The sequence below is a fragment of the Streptacidiphilus fuscans genome, from assembly GCF_015690355.1.
In the GTDB taxonomy this organism is placed as follows: Bacteria; Actinomycetota; Actinomycetes; order Streptomycetales; family Streptomycetaceae; genus Streptacidiphilus; species Streptacidiphilus fuscans.
This window is the reverse complement of sequence record NZ_JADPRT010000008.1, coordinates 335,271-353,841: the sequence shown is the minus strand read 5'-3', so window position 1 is coordinate 353,841 and position 18,571 is coordinate 335,271. Positions and strand designations below refer to the sequence as shown.

Annotated in this window: 16 protein-coding genes and 1 tRNA gene; 7 read left to right on the top strand and 10 right to left on the bottom strand. The window is 71.8% G+C overall.

The annotated features are described in order from the left end of the window. Positions 1 to 45 precede the first annotated feature (45 nt). Complete coding sequence (locus tag I2501_RS21160) at positions 46 to 1,185, top strand: ROK family transcriptional regulator (RefSeq protein WP_196195700.1); 1,140 nt, start codon at positions 46 to 48, stop codon at positions 1,183 to 1,185. Between the two features lie 55 nt (positions 1,186 to 1,240). Here I2501_RS21160 and I2501_RS21155 read toward each other — a convergent pair whose 3' ends face one another. Further along, positions 1,241 to 2,554 carry a tetratricopeptide repeat protein gene (locus I2501_RS21155; protein ID WP_196195699.1) on the bottom strand — a complete coding sequence of 438 codons (1,314 nt, stop codon included), beginning with the start codon at positions 2,552 to 2,554 and terminating at the stop codon, positions 1,241 to 1,243. Positions 2,555 to 3,042: 488 nt separating this feature from the next. Between I2501_RS21155 and I2501_RS21150 the strand changes: the two genes are divergently transcribed. Further along, entirely contained in the window at positions 3,043 to 3,456 is a 414-nt protein-coding gene (locus tag I2501_RS21150; RefSeq protein ID WP_196195743.1) for a hypothetical protein, read from the top strand. A gap of 196 nt (positions 3,457 to 3,652) precedes the next feature. Next, positions 3,653 to 4,477, top strand: a complete 825-nt coding sequence (locus tag I2501_RS21145) for a spermidine synthase (protein WP_196195742.1) — start codon at positions 3,653 to 3,655, stop codon at positions 4,475 to 4,477. Between the two features lie 58 nt (positions 4,478 to 4,535). On the opposite strand, the gene I2501_RS21140 is transcribed toward I2501_RS21145, so the two are convergent. Beyond that, positions 4,536 to 4,724, bottom strand: a complete 189-nt coding sequence (locus tag I2501_RS21140; protein ID WP_196195698.1) for a hypothetical protein — start codon at positions 4,722 to 4,724, stop codon at positions 4,536 to 4,538. Between the two features lie 188 nt (positions 4,725 to 4,912). Here I2501_RS21140 and I2501_RS21135 point away from each other — a divergent pair, with 188 nt between their 5' ends. Next, the gene (locus I2501_RS21135; protein ID WP_408022763.1) at positions 4,913 to 5,887 is read left to right on the top strand and encodes a slipin family protein; all 975 of its coding nucleotides are present in this window, start codon (positions 4,913 to 4,915) and stop codon (positions 5,885 to 5,887) included. Between the two features lie 119 nt (positions 5,888 to 6,006). Here I2501_RS21135 and I2501_RS21130 read toward each other — a convergent pair. The 3 genes from I2501_RS21130 to I2501_RS21120 all read right to left on the bottom strand — a co-directional run bounded on the left by I2501_RS21130 (position 6,007) and on the right by I2501_RS21120 (position 8,436). Continuing rightward, positions 6,007 to 6,082, bottom strand: a tRNA-His gene (locus I2501_RS21130). 83 nt (positions 6,083 to 6,165) lie between these two features. Further along, entirely contained in the window at positions 6,166 to 6,768 is a 603-nt protein-coding gene (orn, locus tag I2501_RS21125) for an oligoribonuclease (RefSeq protein WP_196195697.1), read from the bottom strand. 294 nt (positions 6,769 to 7,062) lie between these two features. Then, a complete protein-coding gene (locus tag I2501_RS21120; protein ID WP_196195696.1) occupies positions 7,063 to 8,436 on the bottom strand; it encodes a GlxA family transcriptional regulator in 1,374 nt (457 codons plus the stop codon). 491 nt (positions 8,437 to 8,927) lie between these two features. Between I2501_RS21120 and I2501_RS21115 the strand changes: the two genes are divergently transcribed. Then, positions 8,928 to 9,707 carry a GNAT family N-acetyltransferase gene (locus tag I2501_RS21115; RefSeq protein WP_196195695.1) on the top strand — a complete coding sequence of 260 codons (780 nt, stop codon included), beginning with the start codon at positions 8,928 to 8,930 and terminating at the stop codon, positions 9,705 to 9,707. Positions 9,708 to 9,765: 58 nt separating this feature from the next. Here the strand turns inward: I2501_RS21115 and I2501_RS21110 are convergent, their stop codons facing one another. Next, positions 9,766 to 10,461 carry an HAD family hydrolase gene (locus I2501_RS21110; protein ID WP_196195694.1) on the bottom strand — a complete coding sequence of 232 codons (696 nt, stop codon included), beginning with the start codon at positions 10,459 to 10,461 and terminating at the stop codon, positions 9,766 to 9,768. Positions 10,462 to 10,805: 344 nt separating this feature from the next. Here I2501_RS21110 and I2501_RS21105 point away from each other — a divergent pair, with 344 nt between their 5' ends. Then, on the top strand, positions 10,806 to 11,336 hold the full coding sequence (locus tag I2501_RS21105; RefSeq protein WP_196195693.1) for a universal stress protein: 531 nt from the start codon (positions 10,806 to 10,808) through the stop codon (positions 11,334 to 11,336). A 77-nt stretch (positions 11,337 to 11,413) separates the two neighbouring features. Here the strand turns inward: I2501_RS21105 and I2501_RS21100 are convergent, their stop codons facing one another. The 4 genes from I2501_RS21100 to I2501_RS21085 all read right to left on the bottom strand — a co-directional run bounded on the left by I2501_RS21100 (position 11,414) and on the right by I2501_RS21085 (position 17,787). Next, on the bottom strand, positions 11,414 to 12,592 hold the full coding sequence (locus I2501_RS21100) for an acyl-CoA dehydrogenase family protein (protein WP_196195692.1): 1,179 nt from the start codon (positions 12,590 to 12,592) through the stop codon (positions 11,414 to 11,416). 245 nt (positions 12,593 to 12,837) lie between these two features. Continuing rightward, positions 12,838 to 13,809: a hydroxymethylglutaryl-CoA lyase gene (locus tag I2501_RS21095; RefSeq protein WP_196195691.1), complete on the bottom strand. Its 972-nt coding sequence runs from the start codon at positions 13,807 to 13,809 to the stop codon at positions 12,838 to 12,840. Between the two features lie 9 nt (positions 13,810 to 13,818). Further along, positions 13,819 to 16,092, bottom strand: a complete 2,274-nt coding sequence (locus I2501_RS21090) for an acetyl/propionyl/methylcrotonyl-CoA carboxylase subunit alpha (RefSeq protein ID WP_196195690.1) — start codon at positions 16,090 to 16,092, stop codon at positions 13,819 to 13,821. A gap of 27 nt (positions 16,093 to 16,119) precedes the next feature. After that, positions 16,120 to 17,787, bottom strand: coding sequence for a carboxyl transferase domain-containing protein (locus tag I2501_RS21085; protein ID WP_196195689.1), 1,668 nt, complete (start codon positions 17,785 to 17,787; stop codon positions 16,120 to 16,122). Positions 17,788 to 17,875: 88 nt separating this feature from the next. Here I2501_RS21085 and I2501_RS21080 point away from each other — a divergent pair, with 88 nt between their 5' ends. Continuing rightward, entirely contained in the window at positions 17,876 to 18,484 is a 609-nt protein-coding gene (locus tag I2501_RS21080; RefSeq protein ID WP_196195688.1) for an SACE_7040 family transcriptional regulator, read from the top strand. Positions 18,485 to 18,571: the final 87 nt, after the last annotated feature.

Below are 18,571 nucleotides of genomic sequence, written 5' to 3'. Positions count from 1 at the left end.
AACAACAGCGTGGACTAAGTGGCAAGCAAGCCGCATAATCAATCCGTGGCCTCCCTCTCCTCCTCTCACTCCGCAGCCTCAGCCGACTCTGCCGCCCAGGCCGCCTCGACCGTTGCCGCCGACACGTCGGCCGCCCGGCCGGGGGCAAACCTCACGGCGCTGCGCGACCACAACGCGGCGGCCGTGCTGACCCTGGTCCGTGCCGCCGGGGCGGGCGGAGTCAGCCGCGTCGAACTGGCCCGAGGGTCCGGTCTGACGGCTCAGGCGATCAGCAAGATCGTCCAGCGGCTGCTGGAGGACGGCCTCGTCGCGGAGTCCGGGCGCGGGGCGTCGACCGGCGGCAAGCCTCGCACCCTGCTGACCCTCGTCCCCGACGCGCGTTGGGCGCTCGGCGTCCAGTTGGGGCGCGACGCGCTCACGGTGCTCCGTGCCGACCTCGCCGGACGGGTGGTGGACTCCCGTCACCTGCCCATCGACCTGGCGGGGTGGGGGCCGGGCCCGGTGCTCGACCTGCTGGCCGAGGAGGTGGGCCGGCAGCTGGCGTCCGTCGCGCGCGAGCAGGTCCTCGGCGTGGGCGTCGCCTCGCCGGGGCCGCTGGACCAGCAGGCCGGTGTGCTGCACGAGGTCACCGGAGCTCCCGCCTGGAACCGGTTCCCCCTGCGTGACGCCGTCGCCGATCGGCTTGGGCTGGCCGCGGAGATCGAGAAGGACAGCACTGCCGGAGTGCTCAGCGTCCTCGGCTCCCCGAACCGGGCCTTCATCCATCTCGACCACGGCCTCGGCGCCGGTCTCGTCCTCGGCGGCGCGGTCCAGCGCGGAGCACGCACCAATGCCGGAGAGTTCGGGCACCAGGTCCTCGACCCGGCGGGCCCGCGCTGCCGTTGCGGCAACCAGGGCTGCCTGGAGGCGCTCTGGCAGGCGGCAGCCACCCCGGATCAGGCGGCACGGCTTCTCGGCGAAGGCGTGGCCAACCTGGTCCGGCTGCTGGACCTGGACGAGGTCGTGCTCGGCGGTCGCGAGGTGGCCGACGCCCCCGAGACCTACCTCGCAGCGGTGCGGGAGGTCCTCGACGCGCGGCTCCCCGACCCGTCCTGGCAGCGCGTCTCCCTCACCGCCGCCCCGGCCGGGCGGGACGCCGTCGCCCTGGGCGCAGCCGGGCTGGTGCTGGCCCGCGTGTTCGGCTGAGGCCCGTCGGCTGGGCGGGAGCCTCGCCTGCGAAGCTCAACCCGTTGCTCGCGGCTCAGCTCGCCAACGCCAACTGGTACCGCTCCAGGAAGTCCGCGACCTCGGGCACGCGGCTGAGCCCGCGGCTCCGCATCCGCTCCGCGGTCGCGGAGACCATGCCCCTGATACGCGTCGAGCGCACCGAGGTGAGCAGGCCGATCGCGTCTGAGCCGGTGCGAGCCGCCTCGACCACCGAGCCGCGTCCGAGCTCGTCATGGGCCAACTCGGCGGTGTACAAGGCCCGGTTGCGGACGAAGTGGGTGGGTTGCAGCGTTATGGCCTGCTCGGCCCATCGCGCTGCCGAGTCGAACTCGCCCATCGCGGCCCAGCATTGGGCGGTCAGCCCGGCCAACTCGCCCTCGTTGAAGAAGGTCATCCACTCGGGATCCGCCTCCGAGGTGCCCGCCTCGAAGTGGCTTCGCGCCTCGCCGAGGGCGCGGACGCAGGCTCCACGATCGCGCAGCAGTGCCCAGCCGCCCGCCTCGCGCAGCGCGAGCAGCGCCAGCAGGCGTGGGGAGCCGAGCCCGGCCGCTGCCGTGCGTGCGGCCTGTGCGGCCCGGACCGACTCGCGAGGGCGTCCGGCGTCGCGCGCCAGAAAGGCGGTGTTGCAGAAGGCGTGCGCCTCCAAGGCCGCGTCGCCTGCCATTCGCGCGGTGGCGAGGGCCTCCGCGTAGAGCGAGCGAGCCTCGCCCAACCGGCCGGAGTCGTGCGCCAACCAGCCGACCGAGATCGCCAGCTCGCCCGCCCAGGTCTGGAGTTGCTGCTCGACCTGGGCCGTGTAGGAGCCGCAGTTGAGCAGTTGGTACGCCGAGCGGAGGGTGTCCCCGGCCCGCTCGAACAGGGTGTCCGCGCCGTGGACGTCGTCCAGCAGCCGGATCTGACGGACCGCCGACTCGACCTCGTGGACCTCTCGGGCGCCGACCTTGGTGCCCACGACCGGCGCGGCCGGGGCGGCGGTGTCTCCCGCCGCCCCGGCGGCCGCGGCCTGAGCCGGGACGTCCCAGCTCAGGGCGGTGGCCACAGCCAGTGGGCCGCCGGTCAGGAACGTGCGTCGCTGCACGTCGTCGTTCTCCTCATCGGGTGGTGCCGCGGAGGCGGGTCTGCGCCGGGCCTCCGCGCGGGGTGTGAAGCCCAGCTCGGCCAGCCCGGCGCCCGGGAACATGTGTCGGAACACCCGCTCGTAGGCGTAGTTGGGGCACCGGATCTCGCCCGACTCCACCCTGCCGACGTAACGCGCGTCGCAGGAGACGTGCTCCCCGATCTCGCGAGCTGCGCGGCGCACCGAAGCGGCGAACTCGCGCGGCGAGAGATCCCCGCGGAGATCGCGCATCCGCAGGTTGGGAGAGGGTTGCGAACGGAGAGAGTCGTGAGCCATGCGGCACCCCCTGGTACGGAACAGCAGCGCTGAGACTACTCTCCGGAAAAACTCGAACACGCAGGGTTCTGCGACAAATCGGACACGCTCGCCTCCATCTGCTATGAAATGCCACGGCCTGCCCGGACCGACGCCCGTGGCCGGTGATCGGCTGCCGCGTTGTACCTGATGACGCAGGGGCGTTCGCGGCGCGGCAGGACCGCGTGCGACCAGGCGTGATTGCGTGATCCTGCCGGATCAGGGAGGCCCGGGCGCTGCCCGGCACGGCCAAGGAGGCACCTGTGCAGGTGGATACGGGGCGGCAGACGGCGGCCGAGTGCCGTGCGCGCAGGCCGGTCGAGGCCGTCGACAGAGTTGACGGCCACCTTGACGGCCGGGGTGACGGTCGGCGCGACCTGGTCGGTGCGGCCGATGTCGCTGGTTCGACCGGTGCGGCCGAGCCCGTGGTCGGCGCGCTCCTGGACACGTTGGTCGACCTGGTGACAGTCCCCGAGCGTCAAGGGCTGGAGGCCGTCGACATCCTGCGACTGCGCGGCGGCTGCGGCGGGGTGCTGCACGACGTCCCCGCACCGCCGCCACGGAACGGGCGGCAGGCCGCGACGGGCGCAGGTCCCTGTACCAGGACCGGTGCCGGGGCTGTGGGCTCGACGCTCTCGTTCCTGGTCCCGTTCGGCACGGCCGAGGCCTGGCAGCTGCCGGGAAGCTCCTGTCGGCGCATCTGCGTGCCCGGCCCGGAGTACGACTGGCTGTTGCCGCCCGGCGACGGTCTCGGCCGTGCCGGACTCACCGACCCGGGCCAGCTGAGCGAGGCCCTCGGTGAGGCCGCGCGCACACTCGCCGTCTGCGACGGGTGCTGAACCTCCGCTGACCTCTCCTGACCTGGTCGAACCCCGAGTGTGGCGCTGACCGCCGACGCCGGATACTGGGCGGGTGGCAAGGAAGCACAGAGCGAAGCAGGAGCAGGGCACCGGTCCGGGCGGCGACGAGGGGAGCTCGCGCGGGCGGTCGAAGTCCGGGAGCTCCGCAGCCCCTGGCGGCTCCGCGTCCCGGCATCTGGCCGAGCAGGTCGGCTCGGGGCTGGCGGAGCTGCTGCCCGACCGGGACCGTGCCGACGCCTGGACCCTGCTGCTCGACGGCGCCCCGCAGTCGCACGTCGACCTCGCCGATCCGCGTCGGCTGACCTTCGAATACCAGCGCCGCCTCGGCCGGATCGCGGACCTGGCCGGGCCGCCCGGACGTCCTGTCAGCGCTCTGCATCTCGGTGGTGGCGGGCTGACCCTGCCCCGCTACGTCGCCGCGACCCGGCCTCGGTCCCGGCAGCAGGTGGCGGAGATCGACACGGCGCTGACCGAACTGGTCCGCCGTGAGCTGCCGTTGGAACGCGCCTGGCAGATCCGCGTGCGCGGGGGCGACGCCCGCGAGGTGCTCGACCGTACCCCCGAGGCATGGGCCGACCTGGTCATCGCGGACGTCTTCAGCGGCGCGCGCGTCCCGGGCCACTGCGCGACCGTCGAGTTCGCGGAGGCCGTGGTCCGGGCGCTCGCCCCGGGCGGGCGCTACGCGGTCAACATCGCCGACGGGGGACGACTGCCGTTCGCCCGCCGCCAGGTGGCGACGCTACGGGCGGTCTTCCCCGAGGTGGCGTTGGTCGCCGACCCGGCGGTGCTGCGCGGCAAGCGGTTCGGCAACCTGATCCTGCTGGCCGCGCTAACGCCGCTCCCGCTGGTGGAACTCGGGCGCGCGATGGCCGGAGACCCGGTCATGGCCAGGATCGAGCAGGGCCCCGATCTCCTCGACTTCCAGGCCGGCGCTCTGCCGATGCGCGACGCCGACGCCGAGGCCTCCCCGCAGCCGCCGGACGCGGTCTTCCGCGGCTGACGCCCGCCGTGCGCGTGAACACGGGGCGAGTGGGCACGTGGGTGCGTCGCGCGCGGGGTCAGTGGCCGCTGGGGAGGCCCCGGTGCTTGTAGCAGGCGACGGCGGTGAGCAGCAGCCCCAGCAGGACGGGCAGCAGCCAGGCCATGGTGTCGACATGGCGGGGTGCGTCCGGGTTCGGGACCGACGCGGGCACCGGCGTGGGCGCGGCGATGGCGGCGGCGGTGAACACTGTGGCGAACAGGTGCACGTTCTGTACAACGAGCGGGTCCTACACAGCGTTACTACTCCGGTCGTGGTAGCGCACCCGAGCGGGTCATGATCATGCACGGATGATCCGCCACACCTGCACGACCGTTCCTGGCGAGCCGGTGGCGCAGTAGCGTGGAGAATGACGGGGCCGATTTCGCGTCCTCGGGCAGAGTCGGGGTGATGACGATGCTGGTTGTGGATGTCGTCCTGGGGGTTCTCGGAGCCGGAGCGGTCTGGCTGGCAACGGGAGTCCGTGTCGTTCAGCAGTTCGAGCGCGGTGTCGTGTTCCGCTTCGGTCGGGTGCGTCAGGGGATCAAGGAACCAGGGCTGACCCTGTTGCTTCCGGTCGCCGACCGCCTGCGCAAGGTGAACGTCCAGATCATCACCATGCCGGTGCCCGCGCAGGAGGGCATCACCCGGGACAACGTGACGGTCCGCGTCGACGCTGTCGTCTACTTCCGGGTCGAGGACCCGGTCCTGGCCACGGTGAACGTGCAGAACTACAGCTTCGCGATGTCCCAGGTCGCCCAGACCTCCCTGCGGTCGATCATCGGCAAGAGCGAGCTGGACGACCTGCTCACCAACCGCGAGCCGCTGAACCAGGGCCTCGAACTGATGCTGGACAGCCCCGCGGTCGGCTGGGGCATCCACATCGACCGGGTGGAGATCAAGGACGTCGCTCTGCCGGAGTCCATGAAGCGGTCCATGTCCCGGCAGGCCGAGGCGGAGCGCGAGCGCCGAGCCCGCATCATCACCGCCGACGGTGAGTTCCAGGCCTCCCGCAAGCTGTCCGAGGCTGCGACGATCATGAGTGACACCCCGGCCGCGCTGCAGCTGCGACTGCTGCAGACCGTGGTCGAGGTCGCGGCCGAGAAGAACTCGACGCTGGTCCTCCCGTTCCCGGTCGAGCTGCTGCGCTTCCTCGACGGCATGACGCCCAAGCCCGAAGCCCCGGCCGCACCCGCCAAACCGGCTCCGCCGCCGGCCGTGGCGAGCGTGCCCGAGGTGGCGGAGCTGGAGGCCGAGGCGGACGCGGAGCTGGAGGCGGGCGGTCTGACCCTCCCCGAGATCGAGGAGCTGTCCAGCCTGCAGGAGCCGCATCCGGCCCTCGGGGACGAGAGCGACGAGAGCGACGAGGAGAAGCCGGAGGGCGCCGCCTAGGCCTCGCCGTTGGAGATCCTGGGGCCAGTGCTCTGGCGCCCGTGCCGGGCCCAGGGCCTGACCCGGTCTCAGAAACGCATCAGGGCCCCACCGTTGAAAACGGCCGGGCCCTGATTTGATGGGGTGAGTGACGGGGCTCGAACCCGCGACACCTGGGATCACAACCCAGTGCTCTACCAGCTGAGCTACACCCACCATCTGTCCGCTGCGCTCTCGCGCGCTGACGGAGATAACTCTACAGGATCGCGTGGGGTGCTCACGACCAGGTTTCCGGCAGGTCAGGCCGGGGGCAGCTCGTAGCGGGCGGCGATGGCGCGGGCCGCGTCGGTGTCCGGGCCCGGCGCGGGCACGAAGACGGCCTCCCGGTAGTACTTCAACTCCGCGATGCTCTCCCGGATGTCGGCCAACGCCCGGTGGTTCCCCTGCTTCTTGGGGCTGTTGTAGTAGGCCCGCGGGTACCAGCGCCGGGCCAGCTCCTTGATCGAGGAGACGTCGACGATGCGGTAGTGCAGGTGCGACTCCAGCGCGGGCATGTCCCGGGAGAGGAAGCCGCGGTCGGTCGCCACGGAGTTGCCGCAGAGCGGAGCCTTGCCCGCCTCGGGCACGTGCTCGCGGACGTAGGCGAGCACCTGGGCCTCGGCCTCGGCCAGCGTGATCCCGTCGGCGAGCTCGTCGAGCAGCCCGGAGGAGGTGTGCATCTCCCGCACGATCTCCGGCATGTTCTCCAGCGCCTCCGCCGGCGGACGCACCACGATGTCGACGCCCTCACCGAGGATGTTGAGCTCGGAGTCGGTCACCAGCGCGGCGACCTCCACCAGGGCGTCCCTCTCCAGGTCGAGACCCGTCATCTCGCAGTCGATCCAGACCATGCGGTCGTTCATCCGGCTCACCGTCCCGGGGCTCGTACGCGTGCGCTGCTCGGCGTCAACCGGGAGCCGCGCCCCTACCCGGGTGGGCGACCAGCTGACCCGTCATGGTCGATCATCCCGACGGAAAGGCGCAAGTCGACACGGCGGTCGAATTCCACCCGGGAGGCGAGGCGGCGCGAGGCGCCGCAGCCACGGCAGCCCCGTCGGAACGCCGATGCGGCTGCGGTCGGCTGTGGTCGGCTGTGGTCGGCTGCGGTCACGGCAAGGGCCGTGGCCACAGCCACACCTCGATCCGACCCATCCGGCTCAGGGGCGTTCGGCGGCGCGGCGCCGCAGCGCGGCGTTCGCACTGTCCGGATGGCTCAGGCCCTGGGACGGACCCGGGCGACCGTCCTCCGCGGGGGAGGAGTGGTCATCCGGTGCCGTCCGGGCTCCCTGCCGGGCCCGACCGTTCGAACGTGAGTTGAGTCCGCCCGGTCCGCCCTGCGGAGGCACGGTCGGGCCGCCGGAGCCGACCCCGTCGGAGCTCGGCAGACCGCCCAGCGGACCGGAGCCCAGGCCCGCATGGTGCGACGCCGACGTCGACGGCGTGGCGCCGACCACGGCCAGTCCCGTCCCCCCGGAGGTGCTTCCGGTGGGCGTCTCCGGTCGCCGCGCGCGGAACGTGCTGCGGTAGACGGCGGGAGAGACGCCGAGTTGGCGCCGGAAGTGGCCGCGCAGGGCCACCGGCGAGCGGAATCCGCAGCGTCTGGCGACCTCGTCCACGGACAGTTCGGTGGTCTCCAGCAGCCGTTGGGCCTGCAGGACGCGCTGCGAGATGAGCCACTGCAGCGGGGCGCTCCCGGTCAGCGACCGGAAGCGGCGGTCGAAGGTCCGCCGGCTCATGTAGGCACGGGCGGCGAGGACCTCGACGTCGAACTGCTTGGAGAGGTTCTCCAGCGCCCAGGTGACGACCTCGGCGAGCGGGTCGTTCCCGATCTCCTCGGGTAAAGACCGGTCGACGTACGGGGCCTGACTTCCGGTACGCCGCACCGGGACGACCAGACGACGTGCCAGCGCTGCCGCCGCGTCCGCGCCGTGGTCGGTGCGCACCACGTGGAGGCACAGGTCTATCCCGGCTGCGGTGCCGGCGCTGGTGAGGACGTCGCCCTCGTCGATGTAGAGCTCGCGGGGATCGACCTGGATCTGCGGGTAGCGCTTCGCGAGGGTCGGCGCGTACATCCAGTGCGTGGTCGCCGGGCGGCCGTCCAGCAGACCGGCGGCGGCGAGGACGAAGGCACCGGTGCAGAGCCCGATGATGCGCGCGCCCTCGGCGTGCGCCTTGCGCAGCGCGGCGAGGGCTTCGGGGGGAGGCGTCTGCGCCGCGGCCCGCCAGGCGGGGACGACGACCGTCCCGGCCCGGGCTAGGCCCTCGATGCCGTGCGGGGCGGTCATGGTCAGACCGCCGGTCGTCGCCAGCGGCCCGGGCTCGCCCGCGCAGACCAGGAGCCGGTAGTGGGGAAGGCTGGTGTCCTGCCGGTCCACGCCGAAGACCGAGAGCGGAATCGAGCTCTCGAAGATCGGCCCGCCGCTGAAGAGCAGCACGGCGACGATCTCCGGACGGCGACGTCCCGACAGCTTGCGCGGAAGGGCGGCCGGGCCCGCGGAACCCGCGGCGCCGACCGGGGCGGCGACAGCCACCTCATCCCCGGTGGCGGTATTCCTGCTGACCCTGCTCAAGGCGCTCCGGCCCCCCTCGCTGTCATGGTCGTCCCGGTCCGTCCCGTTCTCGCGGTGCGATGAGCACCAGATGTGCGTGTGTCGGCGCCTGTCGAGTCCCCCTGCTCGCTTGCTCTCCTCAAGATCGAATCTACTGGTTCCAGCGAGTCCGGTGCGACCAGTTCACCATCAGACGCTATATCGACATGGCAATTTGGCGTGAAGCATTCGATCTCGAAGACTGACACCCATCGACCCGTCAGGGAAGGGGGCGTACCAGGGGACACGCGGTTGTGGGGCGGGCGCAGCGCAGTTGACGACGCCAGAGCGGCGCGGTCCACCCGCCTGGGCTGCGGGTACGGCCAATGAGGCACGCGTGTCCGCAAGTTGACCGAAAAGCGGCGCTTGGGAGCGTGTGGGGGCGCATACGGCGCACCTGGGTACGCCGCCTCCGGGGCCCTAGGGTGGTACGCATGGGTCTTGATCTCGCTGTTGCGAACGCCGTCGCCCACTGGCTGACCATGGCGGAGGTGCGCGGCTGGGAGACGGAGGTCCGGCCCGGCTGGACGGCGATCCGTGCGGACGACGCCCATCGGGTGCTGGTGACCGCCCGCCCCCAGGACCCCGAGGCGCTCACCGGTGAGCTGCTGGGTGTGTTCCGCAGCTGGGACACCCGGCAGTTGACCCTCGAAGACCCCTATCTCGCGCTCGACCTCGGCCCGTACGGCTGCGAGTCCGCGCTGACCATGCCCGTGATGGTCCGCGACCCGGCACCCGTCATGCCTGGCGCACCGTCACCATCGGTGACGGTGGAGACAACGGAGGCGGTGGAGGCAACAGAGGCGGTCGACGAGGCCGATCTCGCGGCCGTCGAACGGGTCGTGGTCGAGGGGTTCCCCATTCCCCATCTGCTGCCGTGGCGGCGCGGCAGCCACTTCCCCGTGGAGTACGCACGGATACCGGGGCGTCGCAGTTGGCTGGCCCGGGTCGGCGGGGAGCCGGCGGCCGCCTGCGTCACCGTGGACGACGGAGCGGCCGTCGGCGTCTACTGGATGACCACGCTTCCCGAGCTCCGCTCGCGCGGGGCCGCAGGAGCTGTGCTGCGTACCGCCCTGGCGGCCCATCCGGACCGTCCGGCGACTTTGACGGCCACTCTGCTCGGTGAACCCCTCTATCGCCACCTGGGCTTCACGGAGCGCGCGGTCGCGCGCTGGTGGCGCTACCCGTCGACCCCGGCCGCGCTGCGCCGCTGAACGATCCGCTGCGCTGCTGAGCGATGGGCGACGCCGCGGAGGTGGCGTGTGGCGGCGCTCAGGCGGCCGGAGCGTAGCGGGGAGCGCTCAGCACGCCGGTGACGGCCTCCGGGAGCCCCTTGGCGGTCAGCGTCGGGCGGTAGCCGAGCTCGGGCCAGGGGCGGCCGTGGTGCAGCCAGACACTGCGCAGCCCCGCGACCTGTGCGCCCGCGATGTCGGCCGGTGCGTGGTCACCCACCATCCAGGTGGACGAGGTCCAGGACGAGGCGTCGTCGTGCTGCGGGCGCAGGCCGCAGCGCTCGGCTGCCAGGTGGAAGATCCGCGGGTCGGGCTTCTCGCAGGCGGCCTCCTCCGAGATCACCCAGCCGTCGACCAGCCCGGCCAGGCCGGTTCTCTCGATCTTGGCCAGCTGTTGCTTCGTCGCGCCGTTGCTCACGATCCCGAGCGTCCATCCGGCGGAGCGGGCCCGGTGCAGGGCGTCCCGGTGGGTCTCCGGCAACTGGATGAGCTCGGTCATCGTTTCTGCGTAGTCACGCAGGAGCAATTCCAGCGAGACCCTGAGGCCGTAACGGGCGGCGGTCGCCCGCATCAGGGCTTCACGCGGGAAATAGCCGCCGCAGTCCAGTGTGGAGAGCCAGTAGAGATCCTCGCCCGGAAGTGCCCAGGAATCGAGGAAGCGACGTGCCCACCCGTGGAAGGCCTGATTCCGATCCACGAGGGTGTTGTCCAGATCGAAGAGCAGCAGAGGCGGCATGAACCGCATCGTTCCAGCCTTCTGGCATATGCGCCCCGCCGATCGGGGGCTTTGTCCGAAAACCAGTGCGACCCGACGAAGGCCTGTGCGTGCCTGCACCGTTGCGTATGCGCCGGAGCTCAGGCATGCTCCATCCACGCCCCGGGCGCACGCATCCCCCTTTAGCGGGAACTGCGCCGCCTGTGCGCTCCGCATCTGGGCGTGGACAGAATGTCGCCGTACCCTGGGAGGAAGAGGAAAACCGGCCGCCTTTCCAGCCGACCTCGCACATCCCTCTGCATCACGTTCTTCGAGTTCATCCCGCACCACGCCCTCGTATCCCACCTCGCGAAACGTCCACAGCCATGGCCGGTTACGAGCATCCAGAGCCCCGCGAACGCAAACAGACGACGGGACCCCAGCTGCCGATGCCAAGTTTTGAAGTCCAGTCACAACAGGTACGCCCGTGCGACCCGGCGTTCCTCCACGGGGTCGTGGTGGGCTTCGACGGTTCGGTGTCCAGTGAGCGTGCGCTGGCGTACGCCGTGGGGATGGCGAGACGCTCGGGATCGGGCCTGGTGCTGGTGCACGTGGCCAACCGGCTGCCTGCGACCGTCTGGGCCGGTTGCGAGCCGCCCGTCTTCGTGGACGTGCCGGACCACCGCACCGAGGTGCTCGGCCTCGAGCTCGCCTGCGCGGACTTCCTGAGCGACGTGCCGTGGGTGCTCGTCGAGCGCGGCGGGGACATCTGCCACGAACTCGAAGAGGTCGCGCGGGAGTACGCCGCGGACGCCATCGTCGTCGGCGGTACACACGGGCTGCTGGGACGCCTCTTCGGCTCGGTGGCCGCCCGGCTGGCCCGACGGGCCAACCGCCCGGTGGTGGTCATTCCCTGACGCGTCCGGGTGGTGGGCAGCCGCGCGGCCACCCACCACCTGCGTTCGGCAGGCCGGTCAACCGGCCCGGAGCCGGGTCAGTACGTCATGCCCAGTTCGCGGGCGATGAGCATCCGCTGGACCTCCGAGGTGCCCTCGCCGATCTCCAGGATCTTGCTGTCGCGCCAGAAGCGCGCCACCGGGAACTCGTTCATGAATCCGTAGCCGCCATGGACCTGGGTGGCCTCACGGGCGTTGGTGACGGCCGCCTCCGAGGAGTACAGCTTGGCGATGGCCGCCTCCTTCTTGAACGGCTCACCCGCCAGCATCTTGCTGGCCGCGTGGTACCAGGCGAGGCGCGAGGTGAGCGCCCGGGTCTCCATGTCGGCGATCTTGAACTGGATGGCCTGGTTGGCCCCGATGGCGTGGCCGAAGGCCTTCCGCTCGCCCGCGTAGCGCAGCGACTCGTCGACGCAGCCCTGGGACAGCCCGGTGGCCAGCGCGGCGATGGCGATCCGGCCCTCGTCGAGGATCCGCAGGAACTGCGCGTAACCGCGTCCCTGCTCACCCACCAGGTTGGCGGCGGGCACCCGGACGTCGGTGAAGGACAGCTCCCGGGTGTCGGAAGCGTTCCAGCCCACCTTCGAGTACTTCTTCGAGACGGTGAACCCCGGAGTCCCCGTCGGCACGATGATGGTGGAGATCGACCGGCTGGGCGAGGTCTCCGCCGCATCTTCGCTCGAACGAGTGAGCGCAGCCACGGTCACCAGACCGGTGATGTCGGTGCCCGCGTTGGTGATGAAGCACTTGGTGCCGTTGATCACCCACTCGTCGGTGGCCTTGTCGTAGACGGCCGTGGTGCGGGTCGCCCCGGCGTCCGAGCCGCCCTCCGGCTCGGTCAGGCCGAAGGCGCCCAGCATCTCGCCGGAGCAGAGCTTCGGCAGCCACTCGCGCTTCTGCTCCTCGGTGCCGAATCGGTAGATCGGCATGGCGCCCAGGGAGACGGCTGCCTCCAGGGTGATCGCCACGGAGGAGTCGACCCGGGCCAGTTCCTCAAGGGCCAGGCAGAGGGCGAAGTAGTCGCCGCCCATGCCCCCGTACTCCTCGGGGAAGGGCAGCCCGAACAGGCCCATCCGGCCCATCTCCCGGACGATCTCGTACGGGAACTCGTTGTGCTCGTAGTGTTCGCCGATCTTTGGGGCGACCACGTCCTGTGCGAACTCGCGGACGGTGCGCCGCAGTTCCTCGTGCTCGGGGTCGAGGCGGTGGTCCAGCATGATGACGGTCTCCTGAGGGTGGGAGGCGTGCGCGGAGGCGGGAGCCGGTAGGTCGGAGCGCCGGATCGACGCCCGCCCTGCCCGGCCCCATGGCCGCGGCCTCGACGGCCTTGTGGGGCGCCGAGAGCCGACGGCTCACGGAAGCGGGTGGTGCGGTGGTGGCAGAAGCGCGGGGTGAGGGAGGAGGGAAGGGACGGAAGTCGCGCTGAGCGAAGGGCTGGTGGCCGAGCGGAGCGGCCCGCCGGTCAAGCCCCGGTCAGGGCTCGGACCGCGCGGGACGGGCTGGGACGGCCCATGTGCCCGGCCAACCAGGCGCTGGTGGAGGCGAGCGCCGCCAGGTCCACGCCGGTCTCGATCCCGAGCCCGTTCAGCATCCAGACCAGGTCCTCGGTCGCCAGGTTGCCCGTGGCGCTCTTGGCGTACGGGCAGCCGCCCAGGCCACCGGCCGAGGAGTCCACCACGCTGACGCCGCAACGCAGTGCGGTGAGCGTGTTGGCCAGTGCCTGGCCGTAGGTGTCGTGGAAGTGCACGGCCAGCCGCTCCGGGCCGACGCCCGCCGCCGAGAACGCTGCGAGCAGCGCCTCGACCTGGCCCGGCGTGCCGGTGCCGATGGTGTCGCCGAGGCTCAACTCCGTGCAGCCGAAGGCCAGCAGCTCCCGTCCGACGGCGACCACCTGGTCCGGTGCGACGGGGCCCTCCCACGGGTCGCCGAAGCACATGGACAGGTATCCGCGGACGGCCACCCCGGCGGCCGTGGCGCGCTCCACCACCGGGGCGAACATCTCCAGTGACTGCGCCACACTGCGGTTGAGGTTCCGCTGGGCGAAGGTCTCGGTGGCGCTGGCGAAGACCGCGATGTCCTTGGCGCCCAGGGTCAGCGCCCGGTCGAGTCCGCGCTCGTTCGGCACCAGCACCGGCAGACGCAGCCCCGGATACTCGGCGGGCAGACCGGAGACACGGGGGAACAACTCCTCCGCGTCGGCGAGTTGGGGCACCCACTTGGGGTGGACGAAGCTGGTGGCCTCGACGGTGCGCAGACCCGCCGCCGCGAGCCGGGCGATGAACTCCGCCTTGACGTCGACCGGGAGGGCCGTGGACTCGTTCTGAAGCCCGTCACGCGGGCCGACCTCGTGGATCCGCACCCGCGCGGGCAGTCCGTCCGCGCGCACCGGGTCGGGGAGCCCCAGTTCGAGCACCGTGGGTTCGTGATCGGTCATCACCACTCCTCAGGATTCCTCGGTCGTGGATGCGGCGTTCGTTGCCGCGCCGTCGGACTCGCCTGCGGGCGCTGCGCCGTCGGACGTCTCTGCCGGGGCGATGACGGCGAGCAGGTCGTCCATGGCGACCGTGGCGCCCGGCACGACCTTGAGCTGTTCCACGACGCCGTCGTGGGGCGCGGTGATGACGTGCTCCATCTTCATCGCCTCCAGCACCAGCACCGCCTGACCCCTGGTCACCCGGTCGCCGACGGAGGCCTTGACGAGGGTGACCGTGCCGGGCATGGGGGCGGTCAGCGAGCCTCCGTGCGCCCCCGCGCCGCCGAACGCGAGGTCCGCCAGCGGATCGTGGACCTGGCAGAGCCAGCTGTCGCCGTCCCGGCCCAGCCAGACCGAGCCGCTGCCGTCGGAGGACTCCTCGACCGCCGCGGTGAAGGGACGGGTGATCCCGTCGAGAGTCACCGCGACCCGACCGACCAGGCCGGTACCGCCGTTCGCCCCCTGGCCGTCGGCCAGATCGGTCCGTACCGCGACGCGGAGGACGGCACCGGTGCCACGGCCGCTCGTGCCACCGCCGCTCGCGTTGCTCATGCCCGCGCCACTGCCGCCCGCACTGCCGTCGACGACGGCCACGTCGGCCGTGCCGCCGATGCGGGCCTCGAAGGCGTCGGCGGAGCCGCCTCGGTCGGGACGCACCTCGACGAGGACCGGGTCGCCTCCGGGGAGGCGCAGCTGGTGGCGGGTCCAGGCGGGGACGCCGCCGATGCGCCAACCGCTCGGCCGCGCGAAGGGATCGGCCCAGCCGGACCCGGCCGTTCCCGCCCGCTCCGCACCGCCGGCAAGGCGGACCGGGTCCAGCAGCACCTGCCTGACCAGCGCGGCTGCGAGGAGCGGCAGGTTATCCACAGGCTGGGTGGGATCGGCTTGCCCGGTCTCCAGAGCCGGGGCTAGCGTCAGCTCCGGGTGGCGCTCGACCAGTCCTGTGTCGAGGCGCCCCGCGACGACGTCGGGATGAGAGAGCAGTCGGCGCAGGTAGCCGGCGTTGGTGACGACCCCGAGGACGACCGTGTCCGCCAGAGCGGCGCGCAGCCTGCGCAGCGCGGTTGCCCGGTCGGGGCCGTAGGAGATGACCTTGGACACCATCGGGTCGTAGCTGCTGCCGACGACAAGGCCGGGGGCCAGTCCGGAATCCACCCGGACCCCTTCCCCCTCGGGCTCCTGAAGCAACAGGACCTTCCCCCCGGAGGGGAGGAACCCGCGGCTGGGGTCCTCGGCGCAGATGCGCGCCTCGATCGCGTGTCCGGTGAGGGTGACGTCGGCCTGGGCGAAGGGGAGCACTTCGCCCGCGGCAACGCGGAGCTGCCACTCCACCAGGTCCAGGCCGGTGACGAGTTCGGTCACCGGGTGCTCCACCTGGAGCCGGGTGTTCATCTCCATGAAGTAGTGGGAGGAGGGATCGCTGCTGGGGACGATGAACTCGACGGTCCCTGCGCCCGTGTAGCCGCAGGACTGAGCCGCACGCACGGCCGCCGCACCCATCTGGGCGCGCGTCGCCTCGTCGAGGAGCACGGAAGGGGCTTCCTCGATCAGCTTCTGGTGGCGCCGCTGGAGGCTGCACTCGCGCTCGCCCAGGTGGACGACGTTGCCGTGCGCGTCGGCCAGGATCTGGATCTCGATATGACGGGGGCGGTCGATCCACCGCTCCACCAACAGGGTGTCGTCGCCGAACGAGACGCGGGCCTCGCGCCTCGCGGCGGCGATCTCCTCGGACAGCCGGTCGGCGTCGTGGACCAGGCGCATGCCCTTGCCACCGCCACCGGCGGAGGGCTTGAGCAGCACCGGCATCCCGATGGCGGTCGCGGCGGCGATGAGGGCCTCGTCGTCCAGCTTGTCGCCGTCGCTGCCGGGGACGACCGGAACGCCAGCGGCCTTGACCGCCTCCTTGGCGTGGATCTTGTCGCCCATCAGCTCGATCGCCTCGGCGGGCGGGCCGATGAAGACCAGCCCCGCCTCGGCGCAGGCACGGGCGAACCCGGCGTTCTCGGCCAGGAACCCGTAGCCGGGGTGGACGGCCTCGGCGCCGGCGCGGCGGGCGGCGCCGACCAGTTCGGCGCCGTCGAGGTAACTGTCGATCAGAACCGCGCTGTCGGCCGCCAGGACGTGTGGCGCCCCGGCGTCGGCGGCGCTGTGCACGGCGACGGAGCGCACGCCGAGCCGTCGCAGCGTGCGGATGACCCGGACCGCGATCTCGCCGCGGTTGGCCACCAGAACACTTTCGAACATAGGCACAGGAGGTGACCTCTCGTCATGTCACATGCGGAAGACGCCGTACGGGCGCGGCTCGGGCAGGGGGGCGTTCGCGCACGCGCTCAGCGCCAGGCCGAGCACGGTGCGGGTGTCCATCGGGTCGATCACGCCGTCGTCCCAGAGGCGGGCCGTGGCGTAGTAGGCGTTCCCCTGGCGCTCGTACTGCTCGCGCACCGGGCGGCGGAACTCCTCCTCCGCCTCGGCCGACCACTCCTCGCCACGGGCGTCGAACTGGTCACGACGCACGGTCGCCAGTACCGAGGCGGCTTGCTCGCCGCCCATGACCGAGATCTTGGAACCCGGCCACATCCACAGGAACCGAGGGGAGTAGGCCCGCCCGCACATCGAGTAGTTGCCCGCGCCGTACGAGCCGCCGACCACCACGGTCAGCTTGGGCACCCGGGTGGTCGCCACGGCGGTCACCATCTTGGCGCCGTGCTTGGCGATGCCGCCTGCCTCGTACTTCTGCCCGACCATGAAACCGGAGATGTTCTGCAGGAAGAGCAGCGGAATGCCGCGCTGGTCGCAGAGCTCGATGAAGTGCGCGCCCTTGAGGGCGGACTCCGCGAAGAGGATGCCGTTGTTGGCGACGATCCCCACCGGGTGTCCGTGGATCCGGGCGAAACCGGTGACCAGGGTCGGACCGTACTCGGCCTTGAACTCGGCGAACCGGCTGCCGTCCACGACCCGGGCGATCACCTCGCGCACGTCGTAGGGGGTACGCGGGTCCACCGGCACCGCTCCGTAGAGCCCGGCCGGGTCGACGCTCGGCTCCTCGACCGGCTCCACGTTCCACGGCATCGGCGTACGCGGGCCGAGGCCGGCCACCGCGGTGCGCAGGATGGCCAGGGCGTGGGTGTCGTTCTCGGCCAGGTGGTCGGTGACCCCGGAGGTGCGGGAGTGCAGCTCGCCGCCGCCGAGCTCCTCGGCGGTGACCACCTCACCGGTGGCGGCCTTCACCAGCGGCGGCCCGCCCAGGAAGATCGTCCCCTGGTTGCGGACGATCACGGCCTGGTCGCTCATGGCCGGGACGTAGGCCCCACCCGCGGTGCAGGAGCCCATAACGGCTGCCAGCTGCGGGATGCCGGCTGCGGAGAGGCGGGCCTGGTTGTAGAAGATCCGTCCGAAGTGGTCGCGGTCCGGGAAGACCTCGTCCTGCATCGGCAGGAACGCGCCGCCGGAGTCGACCAGGTAGATGCAGGGCAGGCGGTTGTCCAGGGCGATCTCCTGGGCCCGCAGGTGCTTCTTGACGGTGAGCGGGTAGTAGGTGCCGCCCTTGACCGTCGCGTCGTTGGCGACGACCACGACCTCGCGGCCGGCCACCCGGCCGATGCCCGCGATCACGCCGGCCGCCGGTGCGTCCCCGTTGTAGAGGCCGTCCGCCGCCAGGGGGGAGATCTCGAGGAACGGCGAGCCCGCATCCAGCAGGGTGTCCACCCGGTCGCGCGGCAGCAGCTTTCCGCGCGCGGTGTGCCGCTCGCGGGCCCGTGCACCGCCGCCGAGCGCGGCCGCGGCCAGCTTGCCGCGCAGTTCGTCGACCAGCGCCCGGTGTGCTTCCTCGTTGGCGCGGTAGCCGGACGAGTTCGGGTCGGCCGTGCTCTCCAGCCGCGGCGCCGCAGCAAGGGCCTGCGGACCCGGCGGAAAACCGGTGGGGACTGGCGCAGCTGCCATCGCCACGAGCTCCTTTGCTCCTGTGAACGCTCGTTAACTTATGGGCCTCAGGTTAACGCTCCCTAACTGCTCTGTCTACGATGGCCAGATGGCAAAGCCGACGAGTCCCCCGGTCGAGAACCCCCGTCGCGCCCAGATCCGCCGCGAGGCCGCCCGGCTCTTCGCCGAGCGTGGCTTCCTCGGGGTGGGCGTCGACGAGATCGGCCGTGCGGTGGGGATCAGCGGCCCCGGCCTCTACCGGCACTTCCCCGGCAAGGACGCCATGCTTGCCGACCTGCTGATCGGCATCAGCGAGCGGCTGCTGGACCAGGGCCGCAGCCGGGTCGACGCGGCTGGTGGCGCCCGGGAGGCATTGGAGTCGCTGCTCCAGGGCCATATCGACTTCGCACTGGACGAGAGTGCGCTGATCACGCTGCACGACCGGGAGTTGCTGAACCTTCCTGAGCCCGACCGGCGCCGGGTGCGCAGCCTGCAGCGCCAGTATGTGGAGCTCTGGGTCGGGGTCGCCGGCCAGGTCTTCCCCGGGCTGGGGGAGGAGGCTCGCCCGGCGGTGCACGCGGTCTTCGGGCTGCTCAACTCGACCCCGCACAGCGCGGCGCCGGGGCTCGGCCATCCCGACGGGCGTGAGGCCATGGCGGTCCTGCTGCACCGCCTGGCGCTCGGAGCGCTGGCAGCTGCTGCGGCGACCGAGGGCTGAGCGCCGCGCCTCTGCTTGGTTACTTCCGCCCGCTGTCCGCCGCCCCCTCCCAGCCGACTGTCCGGGGGACTCGGCCCTCAGTCCTAC

Excerpts from the sequence above, each read along its gene's own strand:
- I2501_RS21135 (WP_408022763.1), top strand. The coding sequence starts at position 4,913 with ATGCTGGTTGTGGATGTCGTCCTGGGGGTTCTCGGAGCCGGAGCGGTC.
- I2501_RS21095 (WP_196195691.1), bottom strand. The coding sequence starts at position 13,809 with ATGACCGATCACGAACCCACGGTGCTCGAACTGGGGCTCCCCGACCCG.
- I2501_RS21085 (WP_196195689.1), bottom strand. The coding sequence starts at position 17,787 with ATGGCAGCTGCGCCAGTCCCCACCGGTTTTCCGCCGGGTCCGCAGGCC.
- I2501_RS21115 (WP_196195695.1), top strand. The coding sequence starts at position 8,928 with ATGGGTCTTGATCTCGCTGTTGCGAACGCCGTCGCCCACTGGCTGACC.
- I2501_RS21090 (WP_196195690.1), bottom strand. The coding sequence starts at position 16,092 with ATGTTCGAAAGTGTTCTGGTGGCCAACCGCGGCGAGATCGCGGTCCGG.
- I2501_RS21110 (WP_196195694.1), bottom strand. The coding sequence starts at position 10,461 with ATGCCGCCTCTGCTGCTCTTCGATCTGGACAACACCCTCGTGGATCGG.
- I2501_RS21100 (WP_196195692.1), bottom strand. The coding sequence starts at position 12,592 with ATGCTGGACCACCGCCTCGACCCCGAGCACGAGGAACTGCGGCGCACC.
- I2501_RS21155 (WP_196195699.1), bottom strand. The coding sequence starts at position 2,554 with ATGCGCGATCTCCGCGGGGATCTCTCGCCGCGCGAGTTCGCCGCTTCG.
- I2501_RS21080 (WP_196195688.1), top strand. The coding sequence starts at position 17,876 with ATGGCAAAGCCGACGAGTCCCCCGGTCGAGAACCCCCGTCGCGCCCAG.
- orn (WP_196195697.1), bottom strand. The coding sequence starts at position 6,768 with ATGAACGACCGCATGGTCTGGATCGACTGCGAGATGACGGGTCTCGAC.
- I2501_RS21105 (WP_196195693.1), top strand. The coding sequence starts at position 10,806 with ATGGCCGGTTACGAGCATCCAGAGCCCCGCGAACGCAAACAGACGACG.